Source organism: Telluria mixta (assembly GCF_029223865.1).
In the GTDB taxonomy this organism is placed as follows: domain Bacteria; phylum Pseudomonadota; class Gammaproteobacteria; order Burkholderiales; family Burkholderiaceae_D; genus Telluria; species Telluria mixta.
Map to the genome: position 1 here is coordinate 1,967,341 of NZ_CP119520.1, position 14,087 is coordinate 1,981,427.

General features: G+C 64.1%; 18 protein-coding genes and 2 tRNA genes. 6 read left to right on the top strand and 14 right to left on the bottom strand.

Going from position 1 to position 14,087, the window contains the following annotated elements; all coding sequences use genetic code 11:
- Positions 1-31 precede the first annotated feature (31 nt).
- On the bottom strand, positions 32-607 hold the full coding sequence (locus P0M04_RS08690) for a porin family protein (protein WP_259451723.1): 576 nt from the start codon (positions 605-607) through the stop codon (positions 32-34).
- A gap of 183 nt (positions 608-790) precedes the next feature.
- A complete protein-coding gene (locus tag P0M04_RS08695; RefSeq protein WP_371877372.1) occupies positions 791-1,387 on the bottom strand; it encodes an alpha-ketoglutarate-dependent dioxygenase AlkB family protein in 597 nt (198 codons plus the stop codon).
- A gap of 50 nt (positions 1,388-1,437) precedes the next feature.
- Between P0M04_RS08695 and P0M04_RS08700 the strand changes: the two genes are divergently transcribed.
- Positions 1,438-2,016 (top strand): putative pterin-binding protein, encoded by a 579-nt coding sequence (locus tag P0M04_RS08700; RefSeq protein WP_259451725.1) that lies wholly within the window; start codon positions 1,438-1,440, stop codon positions 2,014-2,016.
- Here the strand turns inward: P0M04_RS08700 and P0M04_RS08705 are convergent, their stop codons facing one another.
- From P0M04_RS08705 to P0M04_RS08740, 8 genes are all read right to left on the bottom strand, one after another.
- Complete coding sequence (locus P0M04_RS08705; protein ID WP_259451726.1) at positions 2,017-2,379, bottom strand: hypothetical protein; 363 nt, start codon at positions 2,377-2,379, stop codon at positions 2,017-2,019.
- A 123-nt stretch (positions 2,380-2,502) separates the two neighbouring features.
- The gene (locus tag P0M04_RS08710) at positions 2,503-2,880 is read right to left on the bottom strand and encodes an MAPEG family protein (protein ID WP_259451727.1); all 378 of its coding nucleotides are present in this window, start codon (positions 2,878-2,880) and stop codon (positions 2,503-2,505) included.
- Positions 2,881-2,964: 84 nt separating this feature from the next.
- Positions 2,965-3,582 (bottom strand): PEP-CTERM sorting domain-containing protein, encoded by a 618-nt coding sequence (locus P0M04_RS08715; RefSeq protein WP_259451728.1) that lies wholly within the window; start codon positions 3,580-3,582, stop codon positions 2,965-2,967.
- Between the two features lie 147 nt (positions 3,583-3,729).
- A complete protein-coding gene (locus tag P0M04_RS08720) occupies positions 3,730-4,554 on the bottom strand; it encodes a Rossmann-like and DUF2520 domain-containing protein (RefSeq protein WP_259451729.1) in 825 nt (274 codons plus the stop codon).
- Positions 4,554-5,132 (bottom strand): DUF924 family protein, encoded by a 579-nt coding sequence (locus tag P0M04_RS08725; protein WP_259451730.1) that lies wholly within the window; start codon positions 5,130-5,132, stop codon positions 4,554-4,556. Before P0M04_RS08725 ends, P0M04_RS08720 begins: the two co-directional genes overlap by 1 nt.
- Before the next feature lie 27 nt (positions 5,133-5,159).
- Positions 5,160-5,933 (bottom strand): MgtC/SapB family protein, encoded by a 774-nt coding sequence (locus P0M04_RS08730; RefSeq protein WP_259451731.1) that lies wholly within the window; start codon positions 5,931-5,933, stop codon positions 5,160-5,162.
- Positions 5,930-6,190 (bottom strand): hypothetical protein, encoded by a 261-nt coding sequence (locus P0M04_RS08735; RefSeq protein WP_259451732.1) that lies wholly within the window; start codon positions 6,188-6,190, stop codon positions 5,930-5,932. The genes P0M04_RS08730 and P0M04_RS08735 overlap by 4 nt, the downstream gene beginning before the upstream one ends.
- 1 nt (position 6,191) lies before the next feature.
- On the bottom strand, positions 6,192-8,009 hold the full coding sequence (locus tag P0M04_RS08740) for an aminopeptidase P family protein (protein WP_259451733.1): 1,818 nt from the start codon (positions 8,007-8,009) through the stop codon (positions 6,192-6,194).
- A gap of 160 nt (positions 8,010-8,169) precedes the next feature.
- On the opposite strand from P0M04_RS08740, the gene P0M04_RS08745 reads away from it, so the two are divergent.
- Entirely contained in the window at positions 8,170-8,766 is a 597-nt protein-coding gene (locus P0M04_RS08745; protein WP_259451734.1) for a hypoxanthine-guanine phosphoribosyltransferase, read from the top strand.
- A gap of 102 nt (positions 8,767-8,868) precedes the next feature.
- Here the strand turns inward: P0M04_RS08745 and P0M04_RS08750 are convergent, their stop codons facing one another.
- Both P0M04_RS08750 and P0M04_RS08755 read right to left on the bottom strand, forming a co-directional pair.
- The gene (locus tag P0M04_RS08750) at positions 8,869-9,828 is read right to left on the bottom strand and encodes an NAD(P)H-dependent flavin oxidoreductase (protein ID WP_259451735.1); all 960 of its coding nucleotides are present in this window, start codon (positions 9,826-9,828) and stop codon (positions 8,869-8,871) included.
- A gap of 93 nt (positions 9,829-9,921) precedes the next feature.
- The gene (locus tag P0M04_RS08755) at positions 9,922-10,131 is read right to left on the bottom strand and encodes a DUF1289 domain-containing protein (protein ID WP_259451736.1); all 210 of its coding nucleotides are present in this window, start codon (positions 10,129-10,131) and stop codon (positions 9,922-9,924) included.
- 271 nt (positions 10,132-10,402) lie between these two features.
- Here P0M04_RS08755 and P0M04_RS08760 point away from each other — a divergent pair, with 271 nt between their 5' ends.
- Complete coding sequence (locus P0M04_RS08760) at positions 10,403-11,521, top strand: extracellular catalytic domain type 1 short-chain-length polyhydroxyalkanoate depolymerase (RefSeq protein WP_259451737.1); 1,119 nt, start codon at positions 10,403-10,405, stop codon at positions 11,519-11,521.
- Here the strand turns inward: P0M04_RS08760 and P0M04_RS08765 are convergent, their stop codons facing one another.
- A complete protein-coding gene (locus P0M04_RS08765) occupies positions 11,522-11,716 on the bottom strand; it encodes a cysteine-rich CWC family protein (protein WP_259451738.1) in 195 nt (64 codons plus the stop codon).
- A 137-nt stretch (positions 11,717-11,853) separates the two neighbouring features.
- Here P0M04_RS08765 and argB point away from each other — a divergent pair, with 137 nt between their 5' ends.
- From argB to P0M04_RS08780, 3 genes are all read left to right on the top strand, one after another.
- Entirely contained in the window at positions 11,854-12,783 is a 930-nt protein-coding gene (gene argB, locus P0M04_RS08770; protein ID WP_156133487.1) for an acetylglutamate kinase, read from the top strand.
- A gap of 37 nt (positions 12,784-12,820) precedes the next feature.
- Positions 12,821-12,895 (top strand) — tRNA-Thr (locus P0M04_RS08775).
- A 155-nt stretch (positions 12,896-13,050) separates the two neighbouring features.
- A tRNA-Asp gene (locus tag P0M04_RS08780) sits at positions 13,051-13,127 on the top strand.
- A 60-nt stretch (positions 13,128-13,187) separates the two neighbouring features.
- Here the strand turns inward: P0M04_RS08780 and P0M04_RS08785 are convergent.
- Positions 13,188-14,072, bottom strand: a complete 885-nt coding sequence (locus tag P0M04_RS08785) for a TraB/GumN family protein (RefSeq protein WP_259451739.1) — start codon at positions 14,070-14,072, stop codon at positions 13,188-13,190.
- Positions 14,073-14,087: the final 15 nt, after the last annotated feature.

Genomic DNA, 14,087 nt, shown 5'->3' on the forward strand with positions numbered 1-14,087 from the left:
GCCCTTTCCCCAGGAGTGAAGCCGGAGACGCTTAGAAGCTGTAGCGCGCACCCACGGTCCAGGCGTCGGCCTTGGCGCCGATTGCCTTGCTCTTGCCATAGCGCTCGTACTCGGCGGTCAGAGCGACCTGCTGGTTGAGGTTGTACTGCACGCCGACCGCGCCGTAGGCACCAGTGTCGGTGTCTTTCAGGTTCAGCGCGGCGCTTTCCAGCTTGCGCTCGCTATGCTGCAGGCCCAGCTTGCCGTACACGGCGAACTGGTCGTTGACCGGGTAATTATATTTGCCCGCGACGTAGTAGCTGTTGCCCTTGGTGCGGCCGCTGCCGTTGACGCCGTTGGCGGTGTAGTTGAAATCCGAGTTGCGGAAGTCGGTGTAGCCGGCTTCGACGCCCCAGTTCTGGTCGAATTCATAGCCGCCGAAGATCTTGCCCGAGGCCTTGTAGCCGTCGCTGTCGACATTCGTCAGGCCGCCTACCGACGAATTCACGTGGTCCGCAGTGGCGATGCCGACGCCGACGTAGGCGCGCGGTTGGGTCTGGGTGGTCTGGGCTTGTGCCGCGCCGATGGCGGCGGAAGTGGCGATCAGTGCAACGATGAGCTTTTTCATGTTACGGATTCCCTTTGCGTTGTTTGACTGGTTCGCGATTCAATCGTGAATCGTGATGTGGTCAAGATAGCACCGCAAATTCGTGAAGTCCGTGCTGAACTCGTAAGACTTGTAATCGAATGTAACTTAATGACCCTAAGTTCAGTAATGCTTTAGCGAAAATTGGGCAGAGATAACAACGATTTAGCTCACGTAACGAAAAGTTAGATTGAGGCGTGGTCCAACCAGTTTCGCCGTCTTATTGATGCCGTGCTGCCAGTTGGCCTGCAGGCTCCCTGCCATCAACAGCAGGCTGCCGTCCGTCAGGTCGACCTTGACGGTGCGTCTGGTGCCCTTGTGACGCAGGATGAAGGTGCGGGTGGCGCCGTAGCTGAGCGACGCGATGACCGGCTGCGGACCCAGTTCCGGCTCGTCGTCGCTGTGCATGCCCATGCTGTCCGCGCCGTCGCGGTAGTAATTTAGCAGGACGCTGTTGTAGCGCCGCCCCGTCGCCTGCTCGACCGCGGCGCGCAACTGTTCCAGCAGCGGCGTCAGCGGCAGCGGATGCAGGGTCAGGCCGGAGTAGGTATAGCTGGCCTCGCCATACCAGGCAGTCAGGCGGGGTTGCAGATAGCGCTTGCCGTACACGACGACGGTGTCCGCGCGCCATGGTGTCTCGGCAAGCAGGCGCGCCAGAATGTCGGCATTGCCGATCGGCATAGGGAGCTGGGCCAGCATGGACAGTTCGCCATCCTCGATCGGAATGGGGAGCAAATCCATGCCTGTGGAAAACAAATCCATTCGACAATATTGCTATGATAAGAACATCGCATCGATCTTGATATCTTCTCATGAACAAACGCCAGTTCCTCGGCGCCGCGGCGGTTGCGGGCGCCTTTCCGATCGCCGGCCAGGCGGCGCGACCGTCCGGCCGCGGCCCTGCCCTGCTGACGGTCACCGGAGACATTGCACACAGCAACCGCGGTCCGCTCGACCCGGCGCTGGACCAGATGATGCACAAGCACCAGGTCACGTTCACGAAAGCCTGGGCATTCGATTACGCCAGCCTGCTGGCCCTGCCGCCGCAGACCATCCGGCCGACCCTGGAATACGACGGCAAGCCGCACACGCTGCGCGGCCCGCTGCTGACGGACGTGCTGGCGCGCACCGGCGCCACGCTGAACGACAGGACGATCCTGATCTTGCGCGCCGTGGATGGTTACAACGTGGAATTGCCCATCGCGCAGGCGCGTGCGCGGCGCTTCATCGTCGCCACGCACATCGACGCCAATCCGATGCCGTTGGGAGGTCTGGGACCGCTATGGACCGTGTATGACGCCGACCGGGTGGCGGAGATGGCGGCACTGCCGCTGCCGCAGCGCTTTGCCGCCTGCCCGTGGGCGCTGTATCACATTGAAGTGAAAAGCTGATCAGGCGTAGGCTTCGGCCAGGCTCATCACGCGCGGCGCGATCTTGATGCCGACGTTGCCGAACAGGGTGTCGATCGCGGCCAGGTTGGCCGCGCATTCCTCGGTCTTCCAGCCGTTGAACAGATCGGTGCCGTTCTTCTGGAAATGGAGGTCGAGGACCTTGCCCTTGTCCTTGTGGACATAGGTCTGTTGATAAATTTTCTCGAATCCCAGTTCGGCCAGGGCCGTCAGCACGGCCTGTGGCGGATTGTCGGGATCGGTTGCCAGGAATACGCCGAACGTTTTACCCGGCGGCTTGGCCGCCACGTCGACTTCATAAATGCCCGGTGCCTTGGTGACACTCGTACTTTTCAGGAACAGCATGCTGTCGTCCTCCACGAATGACGGCGACGCCGTCATCCAATAAATTGAAATCAGACACAGCTTATTGCAGTATGGGAACTTTGTCGACGAATGGTTTTCGAGATTTTGCTCTACTGCAACAGCTTAGGCGGACAATAGCCCGACCGCACTGCCGGCAACGAGCGCACCGCACGCGACCATGCCAATGATGAAGCCGATCTCGCGCTTGGCCGGATCGCGGTAATAGCCCAGCGCGTACAGGATCCGCCCGACGCACCACAGCAAGCCGCCAGCGGCTGCCCAGTAGTCTCCGAGGTAGTGGCCGCACAACCACAGCGGCGCCAGCACGAGCGGCAGCTGTTCCAGCGTGTTCGCCTGCACCCGCTGCGCGCTCTGGAACGGCAGCGGGCCGTCCATCATTGGGGCCGGCACCTTGTATTTGTTCCTCGCCCAGCCGGCCATTACGCCGGTCCAGAAATAGACGCCCAGTGCAGCCAGCGTCGCCCATGCAGTCAAAACCATGTGATCTCCAACAAAAAAGCCCATCTGTTTGGGCAGACAGGCTTTTTACAACATGACGCAAAGCGGCGCAATCACGCCAGGTCTTCAGCTTCGGCGGCGGCGCACACCCAGCGCCAGCAAACCGGCACCGACCAATGCAAGCGATGCGGGCTCCGGTATGTTGGCAACGTTGACCCGAATCGCCGGCACGTTATAGTAACTTTCGAAACGGCTCAGTGCTTCACCGTCCAGTGAACGGTATATTCCCTGATCCCAGGATTCGTCACGGTTGTAATAATAAAAATTCTGGTTGGATGCCCCGTCGAACGAGAACTCGATCAGGTAATTCCAATATTCGTTGATGACAACGTCGGAAACGTTGAAGTCGACCCACGCGAGCCCGTTGGTGGTGACCACCGAACTGCCGGATGCGAGCGTGTCGAGCTTCGAGTAGTCGTTTCCCAACGAGTCGATCGTGTATATGCCCCAATGCAATTCGGTGTTGGACAGGTCCACGTAGACGCCGATGCTCGATATCGTTTCCTGTGTCGTTACCCTGAAACCGATACCGCGTCCCATCGACCATCCGTCATTCGCATGCGTCGAGCCGATGTACCCCGTCGGGTCGTTAGGCGGGATAAAAGTGAGAGGCGCAGCAGCCGCCAGACTGCTCTCCACAACCATCGCGCTCGCTACACCGGCTTTCCAGAATTTGTTAAACATTGGTTTGCCTCCCCTAGTGTTTTAGCGCGAGAGGAGACGCAAAAATAATGCCCGATTTTTTTCGTTTGAAAATACAAGGCATACGCGATAAGGCGAAAATCCCGACGACGAATTGTAAATTTCATCGACAAAATACGTGACATGGCGTCACATACTACGAGGCTTGCGCCGCGCCAGATCCCACGTGGCCGTGGCAAGGGCATCGTACAAGTCTCCCGTCGGGCCATCCCACGCCGTGACGGCCGCCTGCTGGCGCGCCACCGTCGCCGCGTCGCCGCGCGCGATGGGGCCGGACAGCGCCGCTTCCGGTCCGAGCCGCAGCACATTCGCCAAGGTTTCGGTGGCGAGCGGCCGCGCCAGCTCGCGCGCCACGTCGGCCGGGATGCCGGCAGCCTCGTAGGCGCGCAACGCGGCATCCATCACGGTCACCAGGTAGTTCGACGCGAACACGGCGGCCGCGTGATACACGGTCTTGGCGGCAGGGTCGATCTGCACGGGCCGCGCGCCGATCGCCTCGAACGCGGGCAGCAGGACCGCCAGCGCGGCGGCATCGCCCTCCACGCCGCAGAACGTGCCGTCGAACGCCGCCGCGACGGCAGCCGGATCCGCGAAGCTGCGCACCGGATGCACGCTGGCGACCAGCGCCCCCGCCTGGCGCAGCGCTTCCAGCTCGGTCGAGGCCTTGGCGCCGCTGCAGTGGAACACGACGGCACCTGCCATCGGCGTGGATTGCGCCAGCGCGGCGGCGACGGCGCCGATCGCATCGTCCGCCACGGCCAGCATCCACATGTCGGCCGGTCGCGGCACATTGTCGACCGGCGTGCCGGCACCAATGAACGCGACGGCATCGCGCGCGCTGGCGCTGCTGCGCGTCTGGACGTCCTGGATCGTGAACACGCCGCGCGTAGAAAACAGGCGGCCGAGGGCGCGGCCCACGTGGCCGGCGCCGACAATGTTCAGGGTCGCAGGCATCAGAAGCGGGAGCCCGGCTGGCGCAGGAACTCGATTTCTTCAGGCGTCGACGCGCGCCCGAGGATCTCGTTACGGTGCGGGAAGCGGCCGAAGCGCGCGATCACGCCGCGGTGGCGGTGCGCGTAATCGAGCATCTCGTCGTAGCCCGGATGTTCGGCCGCCAGCACGCCGAACAGTTCGACGGCGCGCTCCTGCATGTACGCGTCCTCGGCGTGCTCGAACGGCATGTAGGCGAAGGCGCGCTGCAGCGGCGGCAGTTCGCGGTCGGCGCCGCTGTCGACGAGAGACTTCGCGGCCGCCAGTGCCAGCGCGTCGCCGGCGAACGAGAGCGGCGTGTTGCGGTGGGCGTTGCGGGTGAACTGGTCGAGCACGAGGATGCGCGCGAGGGTGCCGTGCGGCCCTTGCACATCCCATTCGCGCAGGCCGCCGGCCAGCGCCTGGTCGATGGCGGTGCCGAAGCGGTCGCGGATGACGGCGTCGAATTCGTCCTTCTTGACGAACCATTCGCGGCGCGGCTTGCCTGCTTCAGGGCTGCCCGGTGCGCCGAACCAGAAATCGAGAACGTCCTGGGGTGTCATGTGCTCCTCGTGTTGTTGTTAGTTACCTCAGTTGCGCGCGTGCGAGAGCTGGAAGCCGTCCACGCCCTCGAACGTGGACAGCTCGCTGGCCAGCACCGACAGCGGCGCGCCCGGCTTGCCGGGCAATTCCAGCGCGACGAAATGCCATTCCTGGCAGCCCTTCTCGCTGGAGATGGTCAATGAGCCGCCGGCGATCTCGTAGCCGCGCTCCAGCGCCGCGCGACGCAGCGTTTCTTCCTGCGGATACACGCCGGGCTTGAAGTGCAGGGTGACGGCCACCGCATGGCGCGACGGCAGCAGGCCTACCGCCTTGTTCAGGTAGATCATGATCATCGCGGAGAAGAATGCGAGACCCATTGCGGCCATGTAGAAGCCGAGGCCCACGAGGATGCCGATCACGGACGACGACCAGATCGACGCCGCCGTCGTCAGGCCGCTGATGTTGAAGCCCGAGCGCATGATCACGCCGGCGCCGAGGAAGCCGATGCCCGTCACGACGCCCTGGATCACGCGCGTGGGGTCGACGAGCGCCACGGACGACCCGTGCCCGCCGAACCAGTGGCTCGGATAGCCCGCGACGATCGTCAGCGCGCACGACGCCATGCACACGAGGCCATACGTGCGCATGCCGGCCGCGCGGCCGTGGTAGGAGCGCTCGTAGCCGACCATGAGGCCCAGCAGCAGCGCGCCGGCCAGGTTCAGCAGGATCAGGGCGTTCGTGGCCAGTTCGGCCTGCGACCAGTAGGCGCCGAACAGCTCGGGCAGCGTCAGGGCCAGGTCGTTCGATACGGGCGCCGTCAAGTCTTTTTCCTGACCAGCTGTTTTTCGAATTCGACGTCGTGCTTGCTGATGCGCTTGACCTCTTGCGGACCGAGGCCGTTGACGAATGCCACGAACTCGTCCAGCTCGAGCGGCGCGCACAGCGGCGGCGCACCCGGCTTTTCGGACAGGAAGAACAGACCGTCGCCGGTGCGCGCCATCGAATACGACGTCACGCCGGTGCGCCGCTTGAGCCGGTCGACGGCCGCGCTGGCGCGGGTGGAACGTGCTCCCGCCATGTCAGATCTCCTTGGTACGCAGTTCGAGCCAGTCGCGCGCCGCGCCGCTCACGTGCGGCAGCAGGCGCGCACGCACGCTGCGATGGTAGTCGTTGAGCCACGCGACCTCGTCGCCACGCATCAGCGACAGGTCGATGCAGCGCGTGTCGATCGGGCACAGCGTCAGCGTCTCGAAGCCGAGGAATTCGCCGAAGCCCTCGTCACCCACGACGCGCGTGAGCACGAGGTTCTCGATGCGGATGCCCCACTGGCCGGGGCGGTAGATGCCCGGTTCGTTCGACGTGATCATGCCCGGTTCCATGGCCGTATGCGGTTCCGGCGGCGCCGACGGCGAAATCACCTGCGGCCCTTCATGCACGTTCAGGAAGTAGCCGACGCCGTGGCCGGTGCCGTGGCCGTAATCGATGCCCGCCGCCCAGATCGGGGCGCGCGCCAGCGCATCGAGCATCGGCCCTTTCGTCCCGCGTGGGAAGCGCGCGACGGACAGCGCGATCATCCCTTTCAGCACCAGCGTGAAATCGCGCTTTTGCGCGGCGGACGGCGTGCCGACGGGGACGACGCGCGTGATATCCGTCGTGCCGCCCAGGTACTGGCCGCCGGAGTCGATCAGCAGCAGGCCATCGCCTTCGATCACGGCGCAGTGTTCCGGCGCTGCGCGGTAGTGCATGATCGCGCCGTTTGCATTGAAGCCGGCGATGGTGCCGAAGCTGGGGCTGACGAAGTGCGGCCGCCGTGCGCGCGCCGCCGTGATCCGCTCGTCGATGTGGACTTCGTTCAGCGGCGTGCGATTCGGATCGGCCAGCGTCTGCTCGAGCCATGCGAAGAATTCGCACAGGGCGGCGCCGTCCTGTTCCATCGTGTCGCGCACGTGGTCCATCTCGGCATCGAGCTTGCGCGATTTCGCCAGCGTCGTCGGGTTGATGGCTTCCACCACGCGCACATGCGCCGGCACGGCGGCACGCATGCCGGCAGTGATGCGGCGCGGGTCGATCAGCAAGGTGCTGTCGGACGGCAGCGCGGCCAGGGCTTGCTGCGCCTGGTCGTAAGGGGCGACGCGCACACCATCCTGTTCCAGCCGCGCGCGCAGGCTCGCATCGATCTTGCCGTCGGCGACGAACAGGGTGGCGCCCGTCGCTTCCACGAGCGCGTGCGCGAGGAACACCGGGTTGAAACTGACGTCGGCGCCGCGCAGGTTGAACAGGTAGGCGATGTCGTCGAGCGTCGAGATGAAATGGCGTTCGCCGCCCAGCTTCGCCATCGCGTTGCGCGTCGCATGCAGTTTATCCGCGCGATCGAGCACGGCGAACGGCGCCACGTGTTCTTGGACCGGTTCGGGCGGCAGGCCGGGACGGTCGTCCCAGATCTCGTCCAGCAGGTCGAGGTCGGTGCGCAGTTTCACACCGCGCGCAGTCAGTGCATCGCCCAGCAGGCGCGCGACGGCGAGGCCCAGTACGCGCGCATCCACGCCCACGGTCTGGCCTGCGTCGAGGTTATCCGCCAGCCAGTCGATGTGCAGCAGGCTCGCGCCGGACGGGATTTTCATCAACTGGATGTCCGTCCCGGCCAGTTCGTTCTCGGCCTGCGTGTAGTAGCGGCCGTCCGTCCAGACGCCGGCAACATCCTGCGTGGCGATGAAGGTGCCGACGGACCCCGTGAACCCGGACAGCCACTCGCGGCCCTTCCAGCGGCCGGGCAGGTATTCGGACAGGTGCGGATCGGCGGACGGTACGATGAAGGCGTCGACCTGGTGGCGCGCCATCGCGGCGCGCAGCTTCTCGAGGCGCTCGGCGCGCACGTGGGTGGAGTCAGGTGCTGGCATGGTGGCTCGGTTGTCGGGTGATGTGTTTATCAAGCCGGTATGATACGCCCTCTAAAGCATACCGCCGACCCGCGCTGTCGGAAATCGCGCGCAAGCGCAAACTGGCGGATAATCGCACACCCAAGGATCAATCCGATCCTGCAACCGACTCTGAAATATCATGCAAGACTTTCACTACAACCGCGCCCGCGCCCTGCTGGCCAATGCCGAGGAAATCGTCAGCGCGGACAAGGTCCAGGCGGCCGTACGCAACGTCGCCGAGGTGCTGAACCAGCGTTTCGACAATGACGACACGGGTGAATTCCCCCTGGTGCTGGGTGTCATGGGCGGCGCGGTGGTGTTTACCGGCAACCTGCTCCCGCAACTCACGTTCCCCCTCGAGTTCGACTACATCCACGTCACCCGCTACGGCGACCTGGACCGTGGCGGCGAAGTCGTGTGGAAGGTTATCCCGCGCCAGGACGTCAAGGGCCGTACGATCATCATCGTCGACGACATCCTCGATGAAGGCGAGACGCTGGCCCACGTGAAGCAGCGCCTGCTCGACATGGGCGCAGCCGAGGTGATCCTGGCCGTGTTTGCCGACAAGGAACTGGGTAAAGTGAAACCGGTGCAGGCGGACATCGTCGGCCTGACGGTGCCGAACCAGTTCGTCGTCGGCTTCGGCATGGATGCGCACGGGTATTGGCGCAACCTGCCGGGGCTGTGGGTGATTCGGGATGCGGACAAGGTGATGGAAGCGTCGGCGCAACCCTGACCAACGTCGCCCCGCGGAGGCGGGGGTCCAATTTTGCATGCGTACCGTTGACGCGTAAAACTTAGGCCCCTGCCTTCGCAGGGGCGACGTTTATACGCTGACTCAGGCCTTCAGGCCCAGCCGCTCCCTTGCCGCCTGATACTGCTGCGTCAGGCGCTCCACCATCTCGGCGACCGTCGGCACATCATCCATCAGGCCGACACCCTGCCCCGCGCCCCAGATATCGCGCCACGCCTTCGCGCTGCCCGAGCCGAAGCTCATCTTGCTCTTGTCCGACACCGGCAGGTTGTCCGGATCCAGCCCGGCCGCCACGATCGATTTTTTCAGGTAGTTGCCGTGCACGCCCGTGAACAGGTTCGTGTAGACGACGTCGGCCGCCGACGATTCCACGATCGCGCTGCGGTAGGCGTCGGTGACGTTCGATTCGCGCGTCGCCAGCCAGCGTGAGCCGATGTAGGCGAAGTCGGCGCCCATCGCCTGCGCGGCGAGGATGGCGTCGCCCGTCGCGATGGAACCCGACAGCGCGATGGGGCCGTCGAAGAATTTGCGCACTTCGCCCACCAGCGCGAACGGCGACAACGCGCCCGCATGGCCGCCGGCGCCGGCCGCGACGAGGATCAGGCCGTCGACGCCCGCTTCCAGCGCCTTTTCGGCGTGGCGGATCGAGACCACGTCGTGCATCACGATGCCGCCGTAGGCGTGCACGGCATCCAGCATCTCTTTCGGCGGCGCGCGCAGCGACGAGATGATGATGGGCACCTGGTGTTTCACGCACACGGCCACGTCGTGTTCCAGGCGGTCGTTCGACTGGTGCACGATCTGGTTGACGGCGATCGGGCCGACTTTCCTGTCCGGATGCAGTTCCTCGTAATCCGCCAGCTCGCGCTGCAGGTCCGTCAGCCACGTGTCGAGCAGCTCGGCCGGACGCGCGTTCAGCGCCGGAAAGGATCCGACGATGCCCGCCTTGCACTGCGCGGCCACCAGCGCGGGACCGCTGGCGATGAACATCGGCGACGCGATGACGGGGAGGGACAGGTTTTGCAGGACGGGAGGCAGCGCCATGGGTTTCTCGCGATAGTTGATCGGACCCGTCGATTATGGATGATAAAAGCACGACCGTGCTAGATTTTTGGTTCTAAATTCGCAGCGCCGGCATCAATCGAATGGAATCTGTTCTTCGCGCCGGCGGATGTCCGCCCACACGGCGCGCTTGTAGTCGTCGTCGGCGCGCCCCCAGGCGACGATCTCGTCGATGGTGCGCAGGCACCCCTCGCACAGGCCCGTCGCGGGCGACATCTTGCACACATTGATGCATGGAGACGGCACGGGCGTCTGTTGTTCCGGCGGAAGACGTGTGTTGTTCATGCCGTATGGCCTGTGCTGTGGGGTATTGCGTCGCGCGACCTGGAGCGCGAACGAGTCTGGGATATGGGACACATGGTGCGCAGATTAACCTACCGGGACGAATTGCGCTTGACCGGCGAGCCCACCTGCGTAGACTGGGCTCTTCCGTTGTGCGCGTTGCGCTTATCCCATCTGTAAGGTTCGCGCAAGCTTCGCCATCAAGACTGAACCCTCGATCGATGCCTCAGCCACGCGCCGGCGCATTGCCGACACACCCCCACAAGGAGTGCCGATGACCCTGAATCACAAGTTCCTGGCGCAAATGCGCGCTGCGACCCGCTCCCTGATGCGCCGCGGCCCGTCCGTTGCCCGCACCGTCATCCGGGAATCCGTCAAGAATGCCACTGCCGTGCAGACCGCGGCGGTCAAAAGTGTGGACACCATGACGCCGCCGGCCTCGAATTATCCGACCTACGACGCCTTTTCCGACATGCTGGCCGACCTGTCCCGCCTGGGCCAGAGTGCCAACCCGTTCAATGTGCCGCCGCTGTCGACGGGTGCGGCCGCGATCGGCATGCCCGGCCATTTCATCGACGCCAGCTATACGAATGACGCCGGCACCCGCGACTACAAACTGTATATCCCGAGCACCTATGCCGGACAGCCGGCGCCGCTGCTCGTGATGCTGCACGGCTGCTCGCAACATCCCGACGACTTCGCGCTCGGCACCGGCATGAACGCGCTGGCCGAGGAATACGGCTGCCTCGTCGCCTATCCGGCCCAGTCGCAGCAGGCCAACGCCTCGCGCTGCTGGAACTGGTTCAGCGCGGCGGACCAGCAGCGCGGCCAGGGAGAACCATCGATCATCGCGGGGCTCACGCAGGACATCATGGCGCGCTACGTGATCGATCCGAAACACGTCTACGTCGCGGGCCTGTCCGCGGGCGGCGCGATGGCTGCCATCATGGGCACGCTGTATCCGGACCTGTACGCGGCCGTCGGTGTCCATTCCGGCCTGCCGTTCGCGGCCGCGCACGACCTGCCGTCGGCGATGGCCGCAATGAAGGGCGATTTCCGCACCGGCCACAAGCCGGGTAAATCGTTGCCGATCATCGTGTTCCACGGCGACCGCGACACGACCGTGCATCCGGCCAACGGCCACGAACTGATCAACCAGCGCCGGCGCCATCCATCGGAAGACGTCGTCGTGGAACCCGGCAGCGTGCCCGATGGCCATGCCTATACGCGCACCGTGCACCGCCGGCCCGATGGCAGCATCCACGCGGAACACTGGGAAATCCACGGTTCCGGCCACGCGTGGTCGGGCGGCGATACGCGCGGCAGCTACACGGACGGCAAGGGCCCGAACGCGAGCCGCGAAATGATGCGGTTTTTCCGGACGGCGCGCTGACTACGTATTCGGCGCCTCGATGGTCCGTTGCGCGATATGCTGCTCCAGACAGGCCGGACACCAGCACCCGGCCGCTTCACCGGACGCCGGCAGCGCGACCACGGGCGGCAGCTTCGTGCACCAGCACGGTGCACCATCGGTGCCATCGGCCATCGCGCAACCGAATTCGGCGCCGCATTGTGAACAAGTGCTCATGCGAAAGGTGACATCGTGTATCCAGATGTAATGCACCTTAACGGCCGGTGCCAGAAAATACAACATAGAACTTCTATAATGGCCACTGCGGTAGGCTATTGCCTGTAAAATCTCGCAAATTCTTTTCCGGACCCCCAATGAACGCAACGCTGACCAATCTGACGGGTGACGACCAGAACAACGACCTGACTGCGGTCTCGCCGCAGATCAAGGCGCAGATCCTGGCCGAAGCACTCCCCTACATCCGCAATTTCCACGGCAAGACCATCGTCATCAAATACGGTGGCAACGCGATGACCGACGAGCGCCTGAAGCACGGCTTTGCGCGCGACGTCATCCTGCTGAAGCTGGTCGGCATGAATCCGGTCGTGGTGCACGGCGGCGGTCCGCAGATCGACAACGCCCTGAAGAAAATCGGCAAGCAGGGCACCTTCGTGCAAGGCATGCGCATCACCGACGAAGAAACCATGGAAGTGGTGGAGTGGGTGCTGGGCGGCGAAGTCCAGCAGGACATCGTCATGCTGATCAACCACTACGGTGGCCAGGCCGTGGGCCTGACCGGCAAGGACGGCGGCCTGATCCGTGCACGCAGGATGGCGATGCCGGACAAGGAGAAACCGGGCGAGTTCCTCGACATCGGTTTCGTCGGCGAAATCGAAGCGATCAATCCGGCCGTCGTGAAAGCGCTGCAGGACGACGCCTTCATCCCGATCATCTCGCCGATCGGTTTCGGCCAGGACGGCCAGGCCTACAACATCAATGCCGACGTCGTCGCCGGCAAGATCGCGGAAATCCTGAAAGCCGAAAAGCTGATCATGATGACCAATATCGCCGGCGTGCAGGACAAGAACGGCAACCTGGTGACCGACCTGTCGGCACGCGAGATCGACGAGATGTTCGCGGACGGCACGATTTCCGGCGGCATGCTGCCGAAAATCTCGTCGGCGCTGGACGCCGCCAAGTCGGGCGTGAACACCGTGCACATCATCGATGGCCGCATCGAGCACTCTTTGTTGCTGGAAGTCTTGACCGAACAGGCTTTTGGCACTATGATCCGCTCGCACTGAATTTCTGTGGCGTCTTAACGGCGCCACAAAAATCACTGCCCTTGTAGCTCAGTGGTAGAGCACTCCCTTGGTAAGGGAGAGGCCACGTGTTCAATCCACGTCAAGGGCACCAGGATTTGTCCAGATTCCCGCCTGTTTTGGTATCCCCGATGCCTGACGTAACGGATAAGACAAGCATCTTGTCCACGCTGCGCGTTTGCGCGGCAGGAATGCAGGACACTCGCGGCGCGATGACAAGCGTCAGAATGCGAGATTGCAGTAAAAGCTGGAGCGGTAGTTCAGTTGGTTAGAATACCGGCCTGTCACGCCGGGGGTCGCGGGTTCGAGCCCCGTCCGCTCCGCCAGAATTTAGAAAAAGGGTCCGATTCGTCGGACCCTTTTTTGTTTCTGCATCCCGTCAACGCTCAATAGATCCGCTCGATCGTTACCCCGCTTTGTTCAAGCAAAGCCGGCACACTCCCCGTCCCCAGCAAGTGCAGCACACCGATCGCGGCCACGGTCCGGTCTTCCGCCTGCAGCAATTGCAGCAGGCGCTCGGCCAGGCCGGCGTTTCTCTCCTTGAGCAACACCTGGGTCACGAAACGGCCGGACACGCTCCGGTCCGTCTCGCATTTATCCGCCATCCGGTCGAGCGCCTGCCGGTCCGCCGTGCTCCAGGCCCGCACGACTTCGCGCGCTTCCGTACGCTGGGCACCGGATTCGATCGTGTCCATCATCTCTTCCAGAAAACGCCAGCGGTCCGGCACCGGCAGGCGGTCCAGCAGCGCCAGCTGGCCGCCCAGCGATTCCAGTGCCAGCACGCGGACGTGGCGCCGGCGCGCCTGGCGCGCGAGCCACGCATCGCTCGACAGGTCGGCCCGGTAGCCCTGGCGCGTGTATTCGGCCAACGTGAGCATCGTCGCCAGCAGCACCGGTTTGAAGGCCAGCATCGATGACGCGTCGAGCCCGCCCTGCTGCAACAGCCTGTCGAGGCGCCGCTTCTGCAGGGGCGGCAGGCTGTCGTAGGCGGGATTGCCGGGCGCCAGCATGCCGTACGTGCGCAGCGCATGCTGCAGGTCGGCGCGCGGCTGGTCGGGATCGATCTCGAGCGCCAGCGTCGATGCTTCGGCCAGCGCGCCCGTGAGGCGGTCTTCGAGTGGATAGAAGTCCGGCAGGCCGACGTGCAAGGTGCCGAACAGATGCATCACGTGGCCGTCCAGCGTGAGCCGGAACAGGGCGCCGCGGTCGGTTGCGTGGGCCAGCGGCGTGGCCAGCAGGCACACCAGAATCAGGTGGAAGAAGCGACGCATGGACACCTCACTGAA

Coding starts and splice junctions, on each gene's coding strand:
- argB (WP_156133487.1), top strand. CDS start 11,854: ATGAACGCAACGCTGACCAATCTGACGGGTGACGACCAGAACAACGAC.
- P0M04_RS08755 (WP_259451736.1), bottom strand. CDS start 10,131: ATGAACAACACACGTCTTCCGCCGGAACAACAGACGCCCGTGCCGTCT.
- P0M04_RS08735 (WP_259451732.1), bottom strand. CDS start 6,190: ATGGCGGGAGCACGTTCCACCCGCGCCAGCGCGGCCGTCGACCGGCTC.
- P0M04_RS08725 (WP_259451730.1), bottom strand. CDS start 5,132: ATGACACCCCAGGACGTTCTCGATTTCTGGTTCGGCGCACCGGGCAGC.
- P0M04_RS08740 (WP_259451733.1), bottom strand. CDS start 8,009: ATGCCAGCACCTGACTCCACCCACGTGCGCGCCGAGCGCCTCGAGAAG.
- P0M04_RS08750 (WP_259451735.1), bottom strand. CDS start 9,828: ATGGCGCTGCCTCCCGTCCTGCAAAACCTGTCCCTCCCCGTCATCGCG.
- P0M04_RS08720 (WP_259451729.1), bottom strand. CDS start 4,554: ATGCCTGCGACCCTGAACATTGTCGGCGCCGGCCACGTGGGCCGCGCC.
- P0M04_RS08690 (WP_259451723.1), bottom strand. CDS start 607: ATGAAAAAGCTCATCGTTGCACTGATCGCCACTTCCGCCGCCATCGGC.
- P0M04_RS08695 (WP_371877372.1), bottom strand. CDS start 1,387: ATGGATTTGTTTTCCACAGGCATGGATTTGCTCCCCATTCCGATCGAG.
- P0M04_RS08705 (WP_259451726.1), bottom strand. CDS start 2,379: ATGCTGTTCCTGAAAAGTACGAGTGTCACCAAGGCACCGGGCATTTAT.
- P0M04_RS08710 (WP_259451727.1), bottom strand. CDS start 2,880: ATGGTTTTGACTGCATGGGCGACGCTGGCTGCACTGGGCGTCTATTTC.
- P0M04_RS08760 (WP_259451737.1), top strand. CDS start 10,403: ATGACCCTGAATCACAAGTTCCTGGCGCAAATGCGCGCTGCGACCCGC.
- P0M04_RS08700 (WP_259451725.1), top strand. CDS start 1,438: ATGAACAAACGCCAGTTCCTCGGCGCCGCGGCGGTTGCGGGCGCCTTT.
- P0M04_RS08765 (WP_259451738.1), bottom strand. CDS start 11,716: ATGAGCACTTGTTCACAATGCGGCGCCGAATTCGGTTGCGCGATGGCC.
- P0M04_RS08745 (WP_259451734.1), top strand. CDS start 8,170: ATGCAAGACTTTCACTACAACCGCGCCCGCGCCCTGCTGGCCAATGCC.
- P0M04_RS08785 (WP_259451739.1), bottom strand. CDS start 14,072: ATGCGTCGCTTCTTCCACCTGATTCTGGTGTGCCTGCTGGCCACGCCG.
- P0M04_RS08715 (WP_259451728.1), bottom strand. CDS start 3,582: ATGTTTAACAAATTCTGGAAAGCCGGTGTAGCGAGCGCGATGGTTGTG.